The sequence below is a fragment of the Flavobacterium quisquiliarum genome (assembly GCF_019308285.1).
GTDB classification, from domain to species: Bacteria; Bacteroidota; Bacteroidia; order Flavobacteriales; family Flavobacteriaceae; genus Flavobacterium; species Flavobacterium quisquiliarum.
In genome coordinates this window covers 1-19,318 of record NZ_WWEM01000015.1, presented here as the reverse complement: position 1 = coordinate 19,318, position 19,318 = coordinate 1, and the positions used below count along the sequence as shown (strand labels likewise).

Here is a 19,318-nt window from a genome sequence, read left to right as displayed (position 1 = left end):
AATAGCAGATCAATAAAACAATTGATAACCTAAAAAATGAGCAATAAGAATGAAGACTCTGTTGTTTTAACTGATTTTTTATCAAAATTTCAGCTAAAAATATCGGATTACCAACGACCTTACATTTGGAATTTCACACAGTTTTTAAAGCTATATAAAGATCTTATTGATTATAAGACTAACCAAGAAGATTCAACTCCGCTATACTATTTAGGAAACATTATTCTGGTTAAAAATAATAACGGAGAATATGATATAATCGATGGGCAACAACGAATAACAAGTTTGTTAATCCTAGCGAATCTTTTGGACCAAAAGGAGGCATTCGGCTGCAATAAGGACCTTGAGATTACTTCAACAATTTCTAAGGATAATATTAAAGCAAATGCGTCATATTTCAGGCATTATATAACAGGAAATTTAGAGAAAATAAAGTTTGAAAACATCAATATTACCTACATTATTGCTGAAAATCAGGATCAGGCTTTCAAATTTTATACGACTCTTAATACTTCTGGGAAAAGGCTAAATGGATTAGATATAGTCAAACCTTTTCATCTACAAGCTGTAGATAAAGAAAAACAAGAAGAAAAGGCTAGACTATTTGAAGAGTATCAATTCTCAAATAACCTCTTGGATAACATAATAAAAAGAAGTTTAAGGATTCGATATTGGGTGGGTTTTCCTTTTCGTGATTTTCCAAGAAATCATGAAGACAGTTGGAAAGAAATTCTTCCTGAAGAATTTGCCAACATTGAAATGCAATCCGGACATGATTATAAATATGCGACAGTAGTAGAAGAAAAAGGCATTTCCACAACACCAGATTTTACATATCAAATAAATCAACCTTTATATAAAGGAGAGAATGCCATCCATTATCTTATCCATTGGGGACAATTGTGGATGAAGATTGAAAAGAAATTGAAATCTGAAATATTTGATAAACTGGATAAACTTAAAGGAGTTGAGTTTCACAAGGAATATTATGAAATGGCTTTGCTATGCTATGCGAGCAAGTATGGCGGAAAAGCTATTGAAGACGAGTGCTTTTCGGAGATCGCCAAAGTACTTTTTAAAGTGTGTTTTTATACGAGACTAACAAAGCCTTGTTCAAAAATTTCAATCCAGAAAAAAGAAGAGGAAAACCAATTATTGAAACGAATACTCTATTCTTTTGACAGAAATGAAATTATAAATTATTGTAGTGATTTTTTTGACGAATCAACTCTTAAGGATTCTGCAAAGATTACAACGGGAAGAATTCAAGCGTTTAAAGACAGCTTTGGGTACAAAAATAAGAATTATAAACAACCCTTTTTTAATCAGTAATGAGCTCCAAATTATTTACAATAAATAGAAAGACCCTTAGTGATTTTAATAATGAGTTATTTGTTATACCAGCATATCAAAGACCTTACAGCTGGGGATACAATGAAATCACGAAGCTCTTGAATGACCTGAAAGAAAATCAGCACGACAAAATATACTTCATCGGAAATGTAATAGCTCTTTCTAATAATGGAAAATTCGATTTGGTAGATGGGCAACAGCGTTTTACGACTTTATGGATGCTAGCACTTTATCTAAGTAAAAGTTTTACAGACACTGATCTTATTAATTTTTGTTGTCTGAATAGAAAGCCACGTTTAATTTTTGCCATACGCGATAAAACAAACGAATATTTGCAACAATTATTGATTGCTCAAAAGCAAGAAAACAAAAGTTTTTGGGAACTCCAGAATTTATTACCTGTGGTAGGTGTGCAAGACGCTTCTTTAGCACAAAATCAAATTATCGCAAATAATTTTAGGATTATTGATCAATGGATTGATGAGAATAATATAGAAAAAAGTTTCTTAGAGTTTATAAAAACAAAACTGACATTTGAATTCTTAATTGCTCCAAAAGGAACGGACGAAAACAAACTGTTTATCCAGATAAATACAAATGGAGCGCAGTTGCAGCATTATGACATTTTGAAATCGGAGTTAATAAATGCGGTTGAAGAAGAAGAAAGACATGGATATTCTACTAAGTGGGACAATTGTTCGGGAATGTTTGATCGAAAAGGTAATTATGAACAAAAAGTATCCCTCTCCATTTCGGAGAAATTAGTAGATATTTTAGATTCCGATGAAGAAAAATTATTTTATAAGGAGCAAAATAATAATGCAAATAAAAAACCTACAGATACATATCGGCAGATAATTAGTTTCAGTACACTATTAATTCATACTCTTTTTATATACATTAAAAATGAAAATGATAATTTAAAATTAAGTCTTCCTAAATTTTTCAATACGGATAAACTTTTAGAAGTCTTTAATGAATTTAGGTACAATGTGATCAATGCTAATACGGAGCCAAGAAACAAATACGCAAAGGATTTTATTGATTGCTTAGTGAAGATAAAAGAACAGCTTAGTAATTCTATTATTTTTTCAGATTTACAGGACAATGACTTTGCGTTACTCAGCAGTCTTCAAAATAAGCAAGAAGAGAAAGAGGAAAACGATAAAAATGTTGAACAGCTCCAAAGGATGTTATATCATAGTAATAATGATACAATGCATTATTGGTTGGGCATTTATCTGGATCAACTATTAAGTTCACAGGTGACTAATTCAATAAAGATATTAGAAAAAATTGACAACATTATTTCCATCAAAGGAAATACACAAGCAACATATCAAAGTTATTTTAAAAATCCAGAAGACTTTCTTAATCAACCACTTGAACCTGTTTTATTTGATCAACCTTTCATATTTAAAGGGTTTAACAGGTATTGGTTTTACAAGTTAGAATATCTTTTATGGAAAAAAGTCAATAATAATTCGTCAAAAATTATATCCAGAACATCGGTAGAACATGTTTTACCACAAAGTCAAAAAACACTTTATGAAGAAAAAGAAATTGACATTGATAAATTAGGTAATCTAATTTTAATAACGGTTTCTGAAAATTCCGGTTTTTCTGATAAAAATGTAATGGAAAAAAATGAGTACAGAAAAAAACTGTCAAACCCTCCATTAAAGATGACAAAGCTATTCGACGATCTGGAAAAAAATAATCTGATTAAAGAATCACATGATGACAATGACTACATTAAATTGATAGAAGTTTTAAAAAATCATGAGGATGAAATGCTAAAATTGTTGATTGATCATTATATTTAACGTTATCATGAAAAACTCATGACAACATCAATCATTTACATCAGAGTCAGCAATGAAGAACAAGCACAAAAAGAATACTCTCAGTGTAGCCAAGAAGAAAAATTAAATAAATACTCAATAAATACATGATTACAATTTCATTGGAAATAATAAAACAGATATAAAATACAGCAATAAAAGCTTTGGGTTACTCTTTGAGTAGCATGTTTTTTTACCTAGAATAATTTTTTGAAGTCTTATAAAATTAAATATTAACAATCGGTATCTTTTCTCATTCTTAACCTCTTCTACTATATCTTTACTATTTAAACATATTAGCTTAACCTTGTAATTAAAATTAAAATTACAATTTATTTTTAACTCATTTTTACAGCTTCAATACTGTCAAAATAGGGATTACGTGTTTGATAGCAAATCCTGAAAGCCCGCGGAAAGACACTAAATAAAAGATAACAACTTTTATTTAAAGCCAACGATACTAAACCGTGGTTCAAATCTGATTGAAATACGTTGTCTTTTTAGTTTTTTATCAAGAGGGTTCGAGTCTTGTTCCCGTACCGTACTTGACTTGTATCCAATAGCTGGCTAAGGCAGAGGAACCTGTATTTCTGCACATCCAAGGACGTAGGCTACATATATATGCCACATAATCGTGTGATCTGCTCCATGTTTTTTTTCCATACAAGATCGTATAATTCCTCGCTTGTAAATGTGATTGTTTTCATAGACACTTCATTAAAAACCTAATAACAACAAAAACAGAATTGTTATTTTAAGAAAACAAATACATTCAAGCTCTAATAGAACTAATACAGGACTGTAGAATCGCTTGAAAATCTACACTAATTGATTTAGTCTGTTATAAACCTTTTTCAGCATGTAACTCTTCACAATCCCACCAAATTCCTTGTCATCCATCATTTTCGCAAAAATGTCCTGATTTTGTTCCATTCGTGCAATTAGTTTATCCATAAACAAATCATCAAATCCGAATTTAAAATTCTCGATAGGATTGTTTTGAGCTTGTTCTTTCAAGCCGTCGTGAATAACTAATTCTTCTTCAATTTGGTCAAAAAATAATTTGTCGCCAGTGCTAAATTCAGTTCCAAATTTTTTATTCAGAACGTTAATGATTTCAGACAATGCAGTTTCTTCTTCATGACTCATTCGTATTCCAGCAGCCCCACCTCCCTCTAATTCATAAACTTCGTGGTCTTCCATTACAATATTTTGCTCCGAAATTTTCTGTAATCTGTAATATTCCAAAGAAACCTCATCACCTAATTTAAACTTTTCATTTTCACTGGTTCGAGGTAATTTCTTGATAAGAAATTTAGTGTAAGTAAAAAGTTTTTCCAAATCGACATCAGAAAATGGCATGATTTGAGTTAAAAACGAATAAGTTCTAGTAAATACTTGAAGTGTATTTTTTAAATCCTCTTGGGTTACTTCTGTACCAATTACAATTTCTTTCGAAGCCTCTTTCGGAAGTGCTTTAAATCTTTCTATGGCTGGGTCAATATAAGAATTTAACTTTCCTTGTTCTGAAACGGATAATGATTTTGCCGATTTAAAATATACATTGCAGAAATTATCTACTTCAGACTCCCAGATGATTTTTGAATTTTCAATCTGTGATTTTAAATCATATAAATGATTTGGATCTGAGTTTTCTTTGATCGATGTTAATTCATAATAAGGTTGGAAAGATTCTAAAATTGATTCTGTATCATTGGCAAAATCCAGTACAAAAGTATCTTCCTTTCCAGCATACATTCGGTTCAATCTAGATAACGTTTGCACGGCTTTTACTCCTGAGAGTTTTTTATCCACGTACATAGTATGTAAAAGAGGTTGATCAAAACCTGTTTGGTATTTATCGGCTACTAATAGCAATTGATAGCTGTCGGTAGCAAATTTTTTAGGTAGTTGTTTTTCTGCAAAACCATTTAATTCCACTTCGGTTATACCTTCAAGTGCGTTGGAATAAATAACTTTTCCAGAAAAAGCGACAACTGTTTTGATATCAGTATATCCCTTTTCTTTAATGTATTTATCAAATTCCTCTTTGTATCGTACGGCATGTAATCTAGAACTACTAACCACCATTGCTTTGGCTTTTCCTCCAATTTTTTTTGAAGCTACCTGACGAAAATGCTCTACCATAACTTCTGTTTTTTGAGCTAAATTATGCGGATGCAATGACATGAAACGGCCAATAGCTCGAGATGCTTTTTTCTTGTTTACTTTTGGGTCATCTTCAATTTCTTTCGATAATTTGAAGTACGTTTTGTAAGTAGTATAATTTTTTAATACATCCAAAATAAAACCTTCTTCTATGGCTTGTTTCATTGAATACAAATGAAAAGGTTCAGGCTTTCCATTAACTCCTTTGGTTCCAAATACTTCAACTGTTTTTGGTTTTGGAGTTGCTGTAAAGCCGAAGAAGCTTAAATTGTCCTGTTTGCCACGAGCTAACATCGATTTTCTGATTTCATCCTCAGCATCTTCTTCCAAACCTGAATATGCTTCGTCTTTTTCTGCATCTTCTAATGATTTTGCAGAAAGAACCTCTTTCATTTTTTTCGTTGCTTCACCTCCTTGTGATGAATGAGCTTCATCAATAATAACAGCATATTTTCTGGACGGAATTTCACCAATTTTTTCTAGTATAAACGGGAACTTCTGTAAAGTAGTAATGATAATATTAGAGCCTGTTGTAATTGCATCAGCTAATTGTTGAGAGTTTTTATCGATTTTCTGAACGACACCTTCTTTGTGTTCAAACTGATATATAGTGTTTTGTAATTGAGAATCTAAGACTTTTCGGTCTGTAATTACAATGACTGAATCAAAAATTCTATTATCATTATTATCATGTAAACTTGATAAACGATAGCTTAACCAAGCGATAGAATTGGATTTTCCAGAACCGGCAGAATGTTGAATCAAATAATTTTTTCCAGCTCCATTTAATCTTGCATCTTCAGTAGCTTTGCGAACTACTTGCATTTGATGAAAACGAGGAAAAATAACTGTTTCTTTTTTCTTTTTAACACCATTCAATTCAAACTCTTCCACGCTTAAATGCAAGAATTTACCAATAATATCCATAAAGCTATCTTTAGTCCAGACATGTTCCCATAAATAAGAAGTTCTGTAGCCATTTTTATTTGGAGGGTTTCCAGCACCATTATTAAAACCTAGGTTAAAAGGTAAATATCGTGTATGCTTACCGTCTAATTTAGTGGTCATAAAAGCTTCATCTGCATCAACAGCGAAATGAACTAAACTTCTTTTTTTGAATAAAAATATAGGTTCGTTTGGTTCACGGTCATATACATATTGCTTTTTTGCATTGTCTACAGATTGGCCAGAAAATTGGTTCTTAAGTTCGATTGTTGCAATTGGCAGGCCGTTTATAGATAGAACCATGTCAATAGAATTTCTTCCATTGCGCTCATAAAATAGCTGTCTGGTAACTGATAAATGATTAGATTGATATAATTCTTCAGCTTCAGGATTTAAAGAGCTTTCAGGTTTGAAATACGCCATCTGGAACTTTACGCCAAAATCAGTAAAACCTTTTCTAATTACATCCAGAATGCCACGTAAATCAATTTCTTTGATTAGTCTTTGAATTACTTTTTGTTCCACATCATCTTTGTGAATATTGACCAGTTTAGTCCAGGCTTTCGGCTGAGAATTTTTCAAAAAATCAGTTATGTAGCTTGGAAACAAACCTGATTGGACATCAAAATCTATAGATTGACCTTTAGTATATCCTCCAAATTCTAATAATGATTCTTCTATTGCTCTTTCAAAGGTTAGTTCTGTATGTATTCCTTTTGCCATAGTTTTATTATGCTAAACGTGCTTATTTTCTTCTTGGTTACTTTCTTAGTTACCTTCGTTAGTTTCTTTATGTTTATCTTCTCGTGTATGCCTTGCTTTTCGTTGTTCTGTTTCTTCTTAATTATCTTTCTTAGTTACTTTCTTAGTTACCTTCATTAGCTTCCGTATGTTTATCTTCTTGAGTATGTCTTGCTTTTCGTTGTTCTGTTTCTTCTTAGCTATCTTTCTTGTTTACCTTCGTTAGCTTCTGTATGTTTATCTTCTCGAGTATGTCTTGCTTTTCGTTGTTCTGTTTCTTCTTAACTATCTTTCTTAGTTACTTTCTTAGTTACTTTCTTAGTTACTTTCTTAGTTACTTTCTTAATTACTTTCTTGGTTACCTTCGTTGGTTACTTTATGTTTATCTTCTCGAGTATACTTTGCTTTTCGTTGTTCTGTTTCTTCCTAACTATCTTTCTTAACTACTTCTATTGATTGTCTTTTTCTAATGAAGATAGTAATAAGTTACCTTTCTCTGTAATGATATATTTTTGATTTCTATCTTTTGGACTTTCTTTAATAGTATATTCAATCAAGTCTTGTTCCAGTAAAGGCAATACATTGGTATTGAAGTTTTTTGTCTGATTAGTAATACCAATATAATCTAATATCTCCGCTCTAGATTTAGGTTCTTTACAATACTCTAATATTTTAATTGCTTGTGGAGTTACTTTTTCTTCTAAGGTGTCAGAGTCTATTGTAAATGCAGGATGTATTGGTATTTCAATTATAAAATATCGTCTATCTGGTTCATCAGTATCGAATTTTGGTTTTGGTGACCCATTTTCACGTAAAGCTCTGTTAATAGTAGGAATACCTGTAGCTCTTCCTTCTGTTAATCTTAATTCCTTTAGAAACTCACCAATCCTTCTGTTTCTGTATCTTCGGGCTCTTACGATTCCTCTTGTAAAGTCTCTTTGCTTTAATGCTGGGTCAGCACCACTATAGCTAATTATTTCAATTGCATCAGGTAATATACGTACTTCTATCGGGTCTTGTAATTCGTAATTTCTATGATAAACAGCATTAGATAAAGCTTCTTCTATTGCTTCGTAAGGATAATTATAAACTCTGTCAGATTGTTCTCTATCACTGAATTTTATGATTTTTTCCTTTATGATATTCGATTTAAAATATGATAACACATCAATTAATTGTTGTTGAATTGTCCCTTCAAATGTTACTTCATTAAAGTTTTTACCATCAACTCCTTCAGGAAATTCCACCAAATCAATTTTTGCTCCTTTAAAGTATTTTTGAGGAGTAGAACTAAACATCAATAACCCTATATTTTTTGGGAATAAATGTTCATTAGCACCTTGACTTAAGTTCATTTGTTGCGCCAGTTCTTCAACACTCATTCTGGTACTTTCATCAAAAAGTTTGCTTTTGGTTTTTTCTAAATGCTCACGCATCAAAGCAAAACTTAAATCACTGATTTTAGCTTGTTGGTTTACTCTGTCATCAAAAGGGATTTTTGCTGTAAGTTGTATTAATTCTAATTCTTGTTCTTGATTTGGAATTATAGTGCTGGAATATTGACGTATGCGGTAATGGTATGTTTTCGTTTTTGATGTAACTTCATCAGGTACTTTGTAAGGACGATTTGTCCCTGCTGAAACCCATATTACCAAAACATGTTTACTGTCAATTTCCTCCAAAGAAAGTACAGGGAAATAAGTAGGTTGAATTTGATTACAATAATTTATCATTTCCTTCTGAACTGTCTCAAATTTATCAGGGTCAAACCCTAATACCGGCCGGATAGGTTTGCCATCTTTTTCCTCGACTCCAACGATAATATAACCACTTCCTTCATTTTCGAAGTCATTTGCAAAAGCACAAATAGTTCGCATTATTGGAGTTGGATTCCAGCCTTGTTTAAACTCCATGCGAGAACCTTCGACAATAGTTCCCGAAAGTAAATCCTCTATATTGATTAGTAAACTCATATTTTTAATTTAATGAAATAAAAGTTCGGTATTTGTACTATTTGTCATGTCTATTATGAACTTAATATTTGAGATTTTTATATTCTCTAAATTTATTTCTCGAGTTCTAAATACAGAAATCTTGGATACCATAAATTGTCCTCAGGGTGACCCAATTCTTCTGTGGCAACAACTTTAAAGCCAGTTTCTATAAATGAATTTAAATAATAACTCACAGGACGATGAAAGTGGCTTGTTTTATATCCCTCAAAAATTTTATTTTGAGTTTTGAAGGTTCTGGTTATTCTAGATTCTTTATTATAATTAAAATCATTGTCATTGAAATAATCCCAATAGATTGGCCAAAATGAAGGATGTGTTATTGTTACTAATAATTTACCATCAATTTTTAATGCTTTATGAATTAATTTTAAATTTCCAATCAAATCTTTTGTGTCCATTAAAGACATATTAGCAATTACACATTCAAAATTAATTTTGAAATCTGTTTCAAAAAGAGATTTATTTAAAAATGATAAATTTTCATTTCGAAAATATTCATTCGCAAGCTCTATTGAGTAGTTACTAATATCCAAACCCAGAATGTTGTAACTAAGTTTAGAAACTTCAAATGTTAATTCACCAGTTCCACAACCAAAATCCAAGATGCTACAGCTTGAACTATTTGAGTAATATTTGTTGATATTACTTAACATTTTTGGTAAGAGAATTTCACTATAACTCCTATCATTACCATTTAGTCTATCAATAAGCCTTTCTTTAGCAATGTGGTTCCACTCATCAATAATTTTCATTACGTGTTAGATTTTAGTGACTTAATTATATTAACAAGGTCTTCAGCTAGGAAATATTCAACAGTATTCTCAATTGAATATTCTTCAATGTAATGGATATGATTTTTATCTTTTTTTCCAATAGCAACTTTCGAATAAGGTGTCCCATAATTTATAAAAGTAAATCTCGATTTGGGTGTGAAATTTAGATTTTCGTATGTGTAAATTTCCGCACCTAAATCCTTTAGCTCAGAAGTGAAATTGGTATTTTTGGGTAAACAAACAATTAATTCCTTATTTGTGGCTTTGGTTTTTAAAGTAGTCTTTATATCATCATAATTTACCCAACTTAAATCTCTAGTCAAAATTACTGTCCTTCCTGATTTATTTACCCAATTTTTCATGTAAATATTAATATCAGTTACGCTTTTATATTTTTTAGGTCTATTAAAGAACCACTCATATACGATATAAGCAATTAAAAGGAGTATTGCTACTGAAATTAAGATAATTTGTAAAATTGTAAATTTAATATTTTGATTTGCACAAAATGGATATAAAAATCCTATAATGGTGAGTAAAGTGGCGATATTACCACTTATTTTAATAGTTCGGGTCATTTTATTATTTATGAATTTGATATTAGCTAATTTTTGCCTTGTTTTTTATTTTTTGCGATTTTATATCTTATTAATTTAAAACGACATCTCTTACATCTACCTTACCAGTAACTACTTCGCTTATCAAAGCAGTTTTGTATTCTTTTAATAACTCTATTTCTTGTTGGGTTTTGGAAATAATTGTGTCAATTTCGATTGTTTTAACATCTAAAAAACCTACAATTTTGTTTTGCTCAACAATATCTGGACAGCCTAATCTTATATCTTTTAAAATCTGTTGACTTACATTTGGTTGTCCTCCACCTATAGATAAATTTATTATATGCTCTTTTTTTGCTTTGAACCAATATTGTAAAAATTTTAAATCAATAATTTCGCTATTACAAAAGACACAGCATGCTTGATTTGTAGTTGTTTCAAAATTAATTATGGCTGTTTTCCCAATTGTAGCTCCATACATGGCCATAACAAGAGAACCAGAAGGAAACAACTTTAAAGAAGAATAATCAGTAAGTGCCTTTAGAGTAACTTTTTTATTGCATTCGTTTAAAGTGCTATCATTCAAATCACCGGTATTCAGCCAATTAATTGTGCCATTTTCATGATAAATTGGATTTCCAGATTCTGGTGTTGTACCACTGCCAATTTTTTTAAAAGCATGACCTATTTTCCATGATTCCCAATGCTCAGGAATTTCTCCTAGCCACTCAATACCCGAATCTTTCATTTTTACCGTTGGGTCTAAACCTTTGGTAACAGCTTGATTAATTATTGCGGTTCGTTCTTCTTGTAATAAAGTAATAAATTGTTCTTTTTTAGCAATTAGATTGTCTATTTGGGTGGTTTTATGGTCTAAGTAGTTGGCAATTTGTATTTGTTCTTTTTCAGAAGGTAAAATAATAAGATACTGACCACAAGCTTCTTGTGAAATTCCAAAAAATGTTGTGCCTGTTTTAGTTAATTCAACGTGTTCAAAAAAATACTCAGTTTGAAGCTGATAATATAGAAAACGTGTATTATATTCATTTTTCAATGGCCTAAATACAAGAAGGTGACTGTTTAAGGATGCTTTTCCTGGTAATTCATCGATATACAAAAGCTTCCCAATAGTTCCATCTTTTGTCATTAAAACGTCTCCATTTTTTAATTGAATTTCCGGCGCTTCCTCATATCTATTTTCTGTGATATGATATACTTCATTCCACTTAATCACCCCTCCTTTAAAATTCATTCCTGTGATCAAAAATGGAAGTGTTTTATCTTCAAGGAATTCGGATTGTTTTAATCCTTGCCATCCAATTCTCCCTTTCATATAGGAAACACGTTTGAATTTATTGAAAGACCAATGTTTGGGAATGGAGTTGAGACTTTTGGAGTTGAAAGTTTTATATTCTGAATATTTTTTCATAGCTTATCCTATAACTTTTTTAAGTAGACCATCAGTTTCTTGCTCAATAGCCATAATATCTCTACGGATTTCTTCCAGAGAACGTAAAGGTTTGTATTGGTAAAAATATTTGGTAAAATTGACTTCGTAACCAATGTTTGTTTTGCTTTCGTCTATCCATGCATCTGGAACATGTGGTAAAACTTCTTTTGCCATATAGTCATTAAAATCAATTTTTAACGGGATATTTTCTGTGTCTCGTAATGATGAATCTGCTTTTGGCTTTCCTTTTTTGTCTATCACCACTTCGCCTTTTGCATTACGCTCAGGGCGTTCGACAGTCACTTTTGCGTAACCAAAATCTTTGTTGTCAAAAATCTTCGAAAATTCATTTGGTTCAAAATCGCCATATATTTTGGTGATGTCAGCTATTTGTTTTTTGGTAATTTCATTACGTTTGTTTCCAAGTGATTTGCTCATTTTCTTGAAGAAATCTATCGCATTAATCAATTGTACTTTTCCTTTTCTTTCTTTTGGTTTATGGTTAGAAATAACCCAAATGTAGGTGGATATTCCTGTATTGTAAAATAATTGGTTTGGCAATGCAATTACCGCTTCTAATAAATCATTCTCAATAACCCATTGGCGAATACTGCTTTCGTTCTTAGTTTTACTTGGTGAGCCAGAAAACAATGGTGAGCCATTAAACACGATTGCTAATCGGGAACCGCCATCTTCAGGACGTTTCATTTTAGACATCAAATGCATCAAAAATAAAAACGAACCATCACTTACAGACGGCAATCCTGCACCAAATCGTCCACCATGACCTAGTTCATCATGTTCTTTTTTGACTGGTTTGGCAAATTTTTCCCATTTAACACCAAATGGCGGATTAGTAATCAGATAATCAAATTTTTCTGTTGAGAGCTGGTCTTCAGAAATACTGTTTCCTTTTTTGATGTTAGCAGGATTCTGTCCTTTAATCAATAAATCAGATTTACAGATAGCATAAGATTCCGCATTTAATTCTTGTCCAAATACTTCTAAACGGGCATCAGGATTTAGTTCGTTAAGATATTCTTCGGCAACAGATAACATTCCACCTGTACCGGCACAACAATCGTAAATCGTTTTGGTAATTCCTTTTTTGGTCAGGATTTCTCTATCATCCAAAAACAAGATATTAACCATCAATTTAATTACTTCACGAGGTGTAAAATGCTCTCCGGCAGTTTCGTTAGAAATCTCAGCAAATTTTCGGATTAATTCTTCAAACATATAACCCATTTCCATGCTCGAGATTCGGTCAGGATGTAAGTCTACTTCCTGAAAACGTTTTACCACCATAAACAATAAATTGTTGTCGTCCATTTTATTGATTTGATTATCAAACTCAAACTGTTCAATAATTTCTCTAGCATCTTCAGAGAATCCGTTGATGTAATTTCTAAGATTTGATGCTATATTATTTGGGTCAGCAATCAACTTGCTAAAATCAAATTTACTATGATTGTGAAATTTAAAACCCGACGCTTTATTTAAAATAGGGTCTAAATTGGTAACATTGGATGTTTTGAACTGCTCAAATTTCTTTAGAACGTCTGCTTTGGTTGGTTCAAGAACACAATCTAAGCGTCTTAAAACAGTTAGTGGTAAAATGACTTTACCATAGTCACTTTGTCTGTAGTCACCTCGCAAAAGGTCGGCAATTGACCATATAAAATTAGCAGATTCTTTAACGTTTTTCATTTTTTTTTTGAATTGATATAGATTGTTGTCACTCAAAATATACATTAATCAATATATTTAGTGAGGAAAAGTTCATTAATTAATGTAACTTTTGGCTAAAAGTAGTCAAAATTAATTGTTTGAAAACGGTATTTATACCTGAAAAGCTAGAATAAAACTAGAAAATTGTCGAAGACTGCAGATTGAATAACATGATTAGATTTAAACAAATGTAAATGCGACGATTTATAGGTGTGTAAACATTCTTATTAGGAGTTATTTAAGAAAAACATCTTAACAATCAATGAAAAATCAACGAGAAATTAATTTACCGTTTGATTGAATATTTATTTTTTTTAAATCATCTTTAAAAAGGTTCGAAAATTGGATTTTAGAGTTAAAAGCAAAAATTTCTAATTTCTCCAAGAAAAAAAATTGAAATTGTTTACATGAGGTCAAAAAATTGATTTATTTCATGAGCGCAAAAAGTAAAATATGAAGAGGCTGAATAAGATATCTCCGCTTGGAATTAAAGGATTATATTTCATAAATTCTTTGTTTTAATAAACTCCAGATGCAGATCTGAAGCATCTTAATTCTGTTTATCTCCATATTATTATTTCTTGTAGAATCAAGACTCTCAAAAGAAAGCCAGCTAATCTATATCGTTGTTAAAAAAAGTGATAAATTCAGATCTTATTCTCGCGAAGAATTTCCTCTATCTTTAAACTGTCATACAGGAATATATCTCCCAATTTGGTATACGGAAGAATCCCAGTCTGCCTGTATTTTATAATAGTGTTATTAGAAAGCCCAAATATCTTTTTTAAATCCTCATTTCTATAATAAGCAGGCCTCAAGCTTTTTCCTTTACTGATTTTTGAATCAATCGCTTCCAGTTTTACTATTAAAGGATCTATAATATTTTTAATCTCCATTATAAAAGCCTGTCTCTTTTCTTTCTTTGTCATAATTGAATTGTTTGTTAATGTTATATTTTTTTTCTTCCCGAACTCACCAGTTCTCAAGTTTTCTTTTTCGTTCCATCAATATCCCAATCAAGTCATTTAAAAATTTCATCTGTTTCTCTTTATAAGTATAACCTTTACACTCTGAAAACTGTCTGCTTATTCTAGTTATTTTTTTCTGAACCCCTTCATTATTTTTATATGTAAAATTTTCACTTACAAATTCCTGAATACTGATCCGATTTTTTTTTACGTCAGATGGATCAAAAAATAAAAGACCTTCATCCATTAGGATATAAAAAAGAATTGCAAGCTCACTTTTACTATAAGAGCTCTTACATCTTTCAGACGATGATTGATTACTCTGAAAATCATTTAAGAGCAATAAGTTTTCAATCTTTTTTACCCTCTTATCGAGCTTAAAGAAATTATCTAAAATTTTAGAGGTCTTGGCTTTCGTCATTTAAATAAATTATTATTTCTGATTTTTCCCAACAGAAGTTTCTGTCGAACAATTAGCCATAATGTTTTTGAGCTATTTAAGCTGTAAAACAAATCTGACTATAAACAATGCTAAAATAATTGTCGAAAATGGGATTATCTGTATCATTTGTCACACTCGACCTTTTTATTCACTTAACTTTTAAGTTTTTACATTAGATTTAAAGCATATAAGCTCCAGCAGAAAAGAAGTATTGGAATACAATTATGTATTTTAAGAAAGTTATGATTCGGGTAAAAATCTCCAAATTTTGAAGTATTAATAATTTTACTGCTTTAGCAGTAAAAAATGTAATTTGAAAATTCAGAGGATCCAAAATGAATATAAAAAAGGCTCTTTTACTGCTAAAGCAGTAAATATTGCAGTTTTATATATGACTTTAAGAAAGTGTGCCTCTTTATATGCAAAAGCATATATTCTTAAAAGTATACGCTTTTTTATATTCAAAAGCATATAATTTGCTTTACAATTAAAAAATCGGTAGCAGCATTAAATTATGAATTTACATTAATCATAATACAAATAACAGCATCAGAAATTGATTATGTTATAAAAAAATGTATTTTTGTCATATTAAAAAAAACTGAATTATAACACATTAAAAAACAAGACATTACACACCAAAGTAGCACATTTTAAAGTTCGTGGCAGAATCGTGGCGCGGCAGGTAAAAAATATCGGAAAATGCAGTATAAGAGCGGGATGCAGAATTTAGGTTCTGATCCCTCTTTTTCCGCCAGTAGAAGTTTAATAAGAAAATTTAAAAGTAAAAAGCCTTTAAACATTAGTATTTAAAGGCTTTTCATTTTTATACACTTTTCAAAAAGCACATGTTTTATCAAAGAATGGTTACCCTATTAGTTACCCAGTCTTTTTTTAAATCTTTTTTCTCAAAAATAGGTAACTAAAATAAGCGAATTCTCTGGGAATTCCTTGCTGTCAATGGACTCTCTTAAAATTTTTAATTCAATTTGATTATTAATTTTTAAATTAGATAACATGTTAAAAGTATGTTTTTTACCATAAATCCGACAGAGTAAACAAGAATTACAAATCTCCAATCTATGCTTGTCTGAACCACAATGACAAACAAATTTCAATGTCAATTGGACAAGTAATTTCAAAAGTAAGATAGGCCAGCGCTAATAACATTAGAAACCAGCTTAAAATTGAAAAGGAAATAGTAATCAAAAATCTGCTTGATCTTTCCCAGCTTAATGCAACCAAAAAATTTACTGAACTCTTCAGAATTAATCTTGAGATCAACCTTCAATTATTAAAAACTGAACTCACATAAAAGGTCAAAAATTGACCAGCCTAAAGGTACAACCATAATTGAGATTATGAACGCTCACAACTTCTTTTTTACCAAAAGAGTTAACACAGGAGAGCGTGCGCTGGCTTCACTGCAGAAGTACAAAAGAGCAAAAGACATTCTTATAAGCTTCGTCAGCGACAACTATAAAAAGAAAGATTTGCCAGCATCTGAAATATCAATCTCATTTATCTTTAAACTGAAGCAGTTTTAAAGATCAGACAGGCATAAAAAAGAATTAGGAAATAAAATAAAAAATGCATAAAAGTGCCTGCAATTAAACCATTAAAATGGCTTTAATCATAAAAAAACATTCAATATCTATGACGGCAGACTCAGCATAAAAGATACCGTTTTCCTGACACAGCAGGAACTGAACACAATCGAGAATAAAATATTTCAAAAGCCTCGTCTGGAAAAAGTCAAGAACATATTTCATTTTAACTGCTACACAGGATATACACCTGTCGATACGTTGGAACTGATTGAAAAAAACTTATCCGAAGATTCTGCTGGAAATTTATGGATTATGACCATTAGAGCCAAAACAGCCATTCAAGCCAATGTTCAGGTACTACCTACAGTAGAGAAAATTATTTCTAAATATAAAAACCAGCAGAAAGGCATAATTCCCAAAATTTCTAACTAGAAAATGAATGATTGCCAATGTCTGCGGCATAAATAAACACCTTACTGGGTATGTGCTAGACATACTTTCACTACCATCGTAACCTTAGGAAACGGAGTAAGACTGGAAAATGTATCTGTAATTATGGAGCATACCAACACTAAACAGATCCAGGATTATACAAAGGCTTTAGATGTTAACATAATGTAAGACACGGAGAAACTGAAATCTAAGTTTAACTAGCAACTTTAACTTCAAAATCAATTATAGATACCTTAAATCTTATTAAGCAATTAAGACTAAAAGCTCTAAAAACAGTCAATACAGAGTTAATAGACCTCTATTGGAACATTGGGGAATATATTTTTAGTCAAAGATTAGAATCTGAAGATAGGGTTTTTCTTTGGTGGATGAATTATTAAATTATCTGCTTCTAAATAAACCTACCTTAAAAGAATTTTCAAATAAAAATATTTAGCGGATGAAACAATTCTATTAGCAATATAAAATAATCATATCGTCTCCCTCCGGGCCGGGCTGTCCGCTTTATCTTTTGTTTTTTAAAGGAAAAAACAAAAGGATGCCGCTTCCATCCCTGACGCATCCAGTTTAAAAAGAGCTTTAGGGGATTTCAGCATTAAAATAAAAAAAGTGATATAAAACAAAAAATCCTCATCAAATACATGATGAGGATTCTTAAAAGAAAGGCGACGACATACTCTCCCACAATAATGCAGTACCATCTGCGCAGGCGGGCTTAACTTCTCTGTTCGGGATGGGAAGAGGTGAGCCCCGCCGCAATAACCACCTTAAGGTCATTCGCTGCAAGCAGCTTTGCAGTTAATTAAAAATCAAATAACTGCAGCAATATCTTAACATACTGGGATAAAGAAACATAAGTTTTTAAGAAAGTTCCTTCCTCCTCCCGTCTGGGACGGGAGAAGGAAAAGTTTTGTACATAAGCTTACGGATTATTAGTACTACTCGACTATGACATTACTGCCTTTACATCTGTAGCCTATCAACGTGGTCATCTTCCACGATCCTTAAAAGAAATCTCATCTTGTGGTGGGTTTCGCGCTTATATGCTTTCAGCGCTTATCCCTTCCAAACGTAGCTACTCTGCGGTGCCCCTGGCGGGACAACAGATACACCAGCGGTTTGTCCAATTCGGTCCTCTCGTACTAGAATCAGATCCACTCAAATTTCTAACGCCCGCAGTAGATAGAGACCGAACTGTCTCACGACGTTCTGAACCCAGCTCGCGTGCCACTTTAATGGGCGAACAGCCCAACCCTTGGGACCTTCTCCAGCCCCAGGATGTGACGAGCCGACATCGAGGTGCCAAACCCCCCCGTCGATATGAGCTCTTGGGGGAGATCAGCCTGTTATCCCCGGCGTACCTTTTATCCTTTGAGCGATGGCCCTTCCATGCGGAACCACCGGATCACTATGCTCTACTTTCGTACCTGATCGACCTGTATGTCTCTCAGTCAAGCTCCCTTATGCCATTGCACTCTACGCACGGTTACCAAGCGTACTGAGGGAACCTTTAGAAGCCTCCGTTACTCTTTTGGAGGCGACCACCCCAGTCAAACTACCCACCAAGCAATGTCCCCCGATACTCGGGGTTAGGCCTCAGATAAACAAAGGGTTGTATTTCAACAATGACTCCAAAGCGCCTGGCGACGCCCCTTCAAAGTCTCCAACCTATCCTACACATCATTTATCCAAGGTCAATACTAAGCTATAGTAAAGGTGCACAGGGTCTTTTCGTCCCACTGCGGGTAAACGGCATCTTCACCGTTACTACAATTTCACCGAGCTCATGGCTGAGACAGTGTCCAGATCGTTACACCATTCGTGCAGGTCGGAACTTACCCGACAAGGAATTTCGCTACCTTAGGACCGTTATAGTTACGGCCGCCGTTTACTGGGGCTTCAATTCAATGCTTCTCCGAAGATAACATCTCCTCTTAACCTTCCAGCACCGGGCAGGTGTCAGGCCCTATACTTCATCTTGCGATTTTGCAGAGCCCTGTGTTTTTGATAAACAGTCGCCTGGACCTCTTCACTGCGGCCCCCATTGCTGGGGGCGACCTTTCTCCCGAAGTTACAGGTCTATTTTGCCTAATTCCTTAGCCATGAATCTCTCGAGCACCTTAGGATTCTCTCCTCAACTACCTGTGTCGGTTTACGGTACTGGTTCTCATTGCCTGAAGTTTAGAGGTTTTTCTTGGAAGCCCTTAGGCGCACTATCTCTTTGTCCGAAGACTCCGAGTACTATCGTATTTCACCATGTTTTACGGATTTGCCTATAAAACATATAGCTAGGTACTTCAACGAACTATTCCGTCAGTTCGCGGCGC

The 19,318-nt window shown here is 32.5% G+C and carries 12 protein-coding genes and 2 rRNA genes; 4 read left to right on the top strand and 10 right to left on the bottom strand.

The window, feature by feature from the left end; genetic code table 11:
* Positions 1-36: 36 nt before the first annotated feature.
* A complete protein-coding gene (locus GSY47_RS05995; RefSeq protein WP_219071154.1) occupies positions 37-1,332 on the top strand; it encodes a DUF262 domain-containing protein in 1,296 nt (431 codons plus the stop codon).
* A complete protein-coding gene (locus GSY47_RS05990; protein WP_219071153.1) occupies positions 1,332-3,179 on the top strand; it encodes a DUF262 domain-containing protein in 1,848 nt (615 codons plus the stop codon). The genes GSY47_RS05995 and GSY47_RS05990 overlap by 1 nt, the downstream gene beginning before the upstream one ends.
* Positions 3,180-4,016: 837 nt before the next feature.
* Here GSY47_RS05990 and GSY47_RS05985 read toward each other — a convergent pair.
* The 8 genes from GSY47_RS05985 to GSY47_RS05950 all read right to left on the bottom strand — a co-directional run bounded on the left by GSY47_RS05985 (position 4,017) and on the right by GSY47_RS05950 (position 14,967).
* Positions 4,017-7,034: a type I restriction endonuclease subunit R gene (locus tag GSY47_RS05985; protein ID WP_219071152.1), complete on the bottom strand. Its 3,018-nt coding sequence runs from the start codon at positions 7,032-7,034 to the stop codon at positions 4,017-4,019.
* A 467-nt stretch (positions 7,035-7,501) separates the two neighbouring features.
* Positions 7,502-9,025, bottom strand: a complete 1,524-nt coding sequence (locus GSY47_RS05980; RefSeq protein ID WP_219071151.1) for an RNA-binding domain-containing protein — start codon at positions 9,023-9,025, stop codon at positions 7,502-7,504.
* 92 nt (positions 9,026-9,117) lie between these two features.
* Positions 9,118-9,819 (bottom strand): class I SAM-dependent methyltransferase, encoded by a 702-nt coding sequence (locus GSY47_RS05975; RefSeq protein WP_219071150.1) that lies wholly within the window; start codon positions 9,817-9,819, stop codon positions 9,118-9,120.
* The gene (locus GSY47_RS05970) at positions 9,819-10,418 is read right to left on the bottom strand and encodes a hypothetical protein (RefSeq protein WP_219071149.1); all 600 of its coding nucleotides are present in this window, start codon (positions 10,416-10,418) and stop codon (positions 9,819-9,821) included. Before GSY47_RS05970 ends, GSY47_RS05975 begins: the two co-directional genes overlap by 1 nt.
* 70 nt (positions 10,419-10,488) lie before the next feature.
* On the bottom strand, positions 10,489-11,826 hold the full coding sequence (locus GSY47_RS05965; RefSeq protein ID WP_219071148.1) for a restriction endonuclease subunit S: 1,338 nt from the start codon (positions 11,824-11,826) through the stop codon (positions 10,489-10,491).
* A 3-nt stretch (positions 11,827-11,829) separates the two neighbouring features.
* The gene (locus GSY47_RS05960; protein WP_219071147.1) at positions 11,830-13,557 is read right to left on the bottom strand and encodes a type I restriction-modification system subunit M; all 1,728 of its coding nucleotides are present in this window, start codon (positions 13,555-13,557) and stop codon (positions 11,830-11,832) included.
* 668 nt (positions 13,558-14,225) lie between these two features.
* A complete protein-coding gene (locus GSY47_RS05955) occupies positions 14,226-14,507 on the bottom strand; it encodes a helix-turn-helix domain-containing protein (RefSeq protein WP_219071146.1) in 282 nt (93 codons plus the stop codon).
* 43 nt (positions 14,508-14,550) lie between these two features.
* Complete coding sequence (locus tag GSY47_RS05950) at positions 14,551-14,967, bottom strand: hypothetical protein (protein WP_219071145.1); 417 nt, start codon at positions 14,965-14,967, stop codon at positions 14,551-14,553.
* Between the two features lie 1,382 nt (positions 14,968-16,349).
* Between GSY47_RS05950 and GSY47_RS05945 the strand changes: the two genes are divergently transcribed.
* Together GSY47_RS05945 and GSY47_RS05940 are read left to right on the top strand one after the other, a co-directional pair.
* Positions 16,350-16,535, top strand: coding sequence for a hypothetical protein (locus GSY47_RS05945; RefSeq protein ID WP_179006628.1), 186 nt, complete (start codon positions 16,350-16,352; stop codon positions 16,533-16,535).
* 261 nt (positions 16,536-16,796) lie between these two features.
* Complete coding sequence (locus tag GSY47_RS05940) at positions 16,797-16,970, top strand: site-specific integrase (protein ID WP_179006626.1); 174 nt, start codon at positions 16,797-16,799, stop codon at positions 16,968-16,970.
* 681 nt (positions 16,971-17,651) lie between these two features.
* On the opposite strand, the gene rrf is transcribed toward GSY47_RS05940, so the two are convergent.
* Both rrf and GSY47_RS05930 read right to left on the bottom strand, forming a co-directional pair.
* Positions 17,652-17,761, bottom strand: a 5S ribosomal RNA gene (gene rrf / locus GSY47_RS05935).
* Between the two features lie 142 nt (positions 17,762-17,903).
* Positions 17,904-19,318 (bottom strand): 23S ribosomal RNA (locus GSY47_RS05930); the annotation flags it as partial.

Excerpts from the sequence above, each read along its gene's own strand:
- GSY47_RS05960 (WP_219071147.1), bottom strand. The coding sequence starts at position 13,557 with ATGAAAAACGTTAAAGAATCTGCTAATTTTATATGGTCAATTGCCGAC.
- GSY47_RS05955 (WP_219071146.1), bottom strand. The coding sequence starts at position 14,507 with ATGACAAAGAAAGAAAAGAGACAGGCTTTTATAATGGAGATTAAAAAT.
- GSY47_RS05975 (WP_219071150.1), bottom strand. The coding sequence starts at position 9,819 with ATGAAAATTATTGATGAGTGGAACCACATTGCTAAAGAAAGGCTTATT.
- GSY47_RS05980 (WP_219071151.1), bottom strand. The coding sequence starts at position 9,025 with ATGAGTTTACTAATCAATATAGAGGATTTACTTTCGGGAACTATTGTC.
- GSY47_RS05965 (WP_219071148.1), bottom strand. The coding sequence starts at position 11,826 with ATGAAAAAATATTCAGAATATAAAACTTTCAACTCCAAAAGTCTCAAC.
- GSY47_RS05995 (WP_219071154.1), top strand. The coding sequence starts at position 37 with ATGAGCAATAAGAATGAAGACTCTGTTGTTTTAACTGATTTTTTATCA.
- GSY47_RS05945 (WP_179006628.1), top strand. The coding sequence starts at position 16,350 with ATGAACGCTCACAACTTCTTTTTTACCAAAAGAGTTAACACAGGAGAG.
- GSY47_RS05990 (WP_219071153.1), top strand. The coding sequence starts at position 1,332 with ATGAGCTCCAAATTATTTACAATAAATAGAAAGACCCTTAGTGATTTT.
- GSY47_RS05985 (WP_219071152.1), bottom strand. The coding sequence starts at position 7,034 with ATGGCAAAAGGAATACATACAGAACTAACCTTTGAAAGAGCAATAGAA.
- GSY47_RS05950 (WP_219071145.1), bottom strand. The coding sequence starts at position 14,967 with ATGACGAAAGCCAAGACCTCTAAAATTTTAGATAATTTCTTTAAGCTC.
- GSY47_RS05970 (WP_219071149.1), bottom strand. The coding sequence starts at position 10,418 with ATGACCCGAACTATTAAAATAAGTGGTAATATCGCCACTTTACTCACC.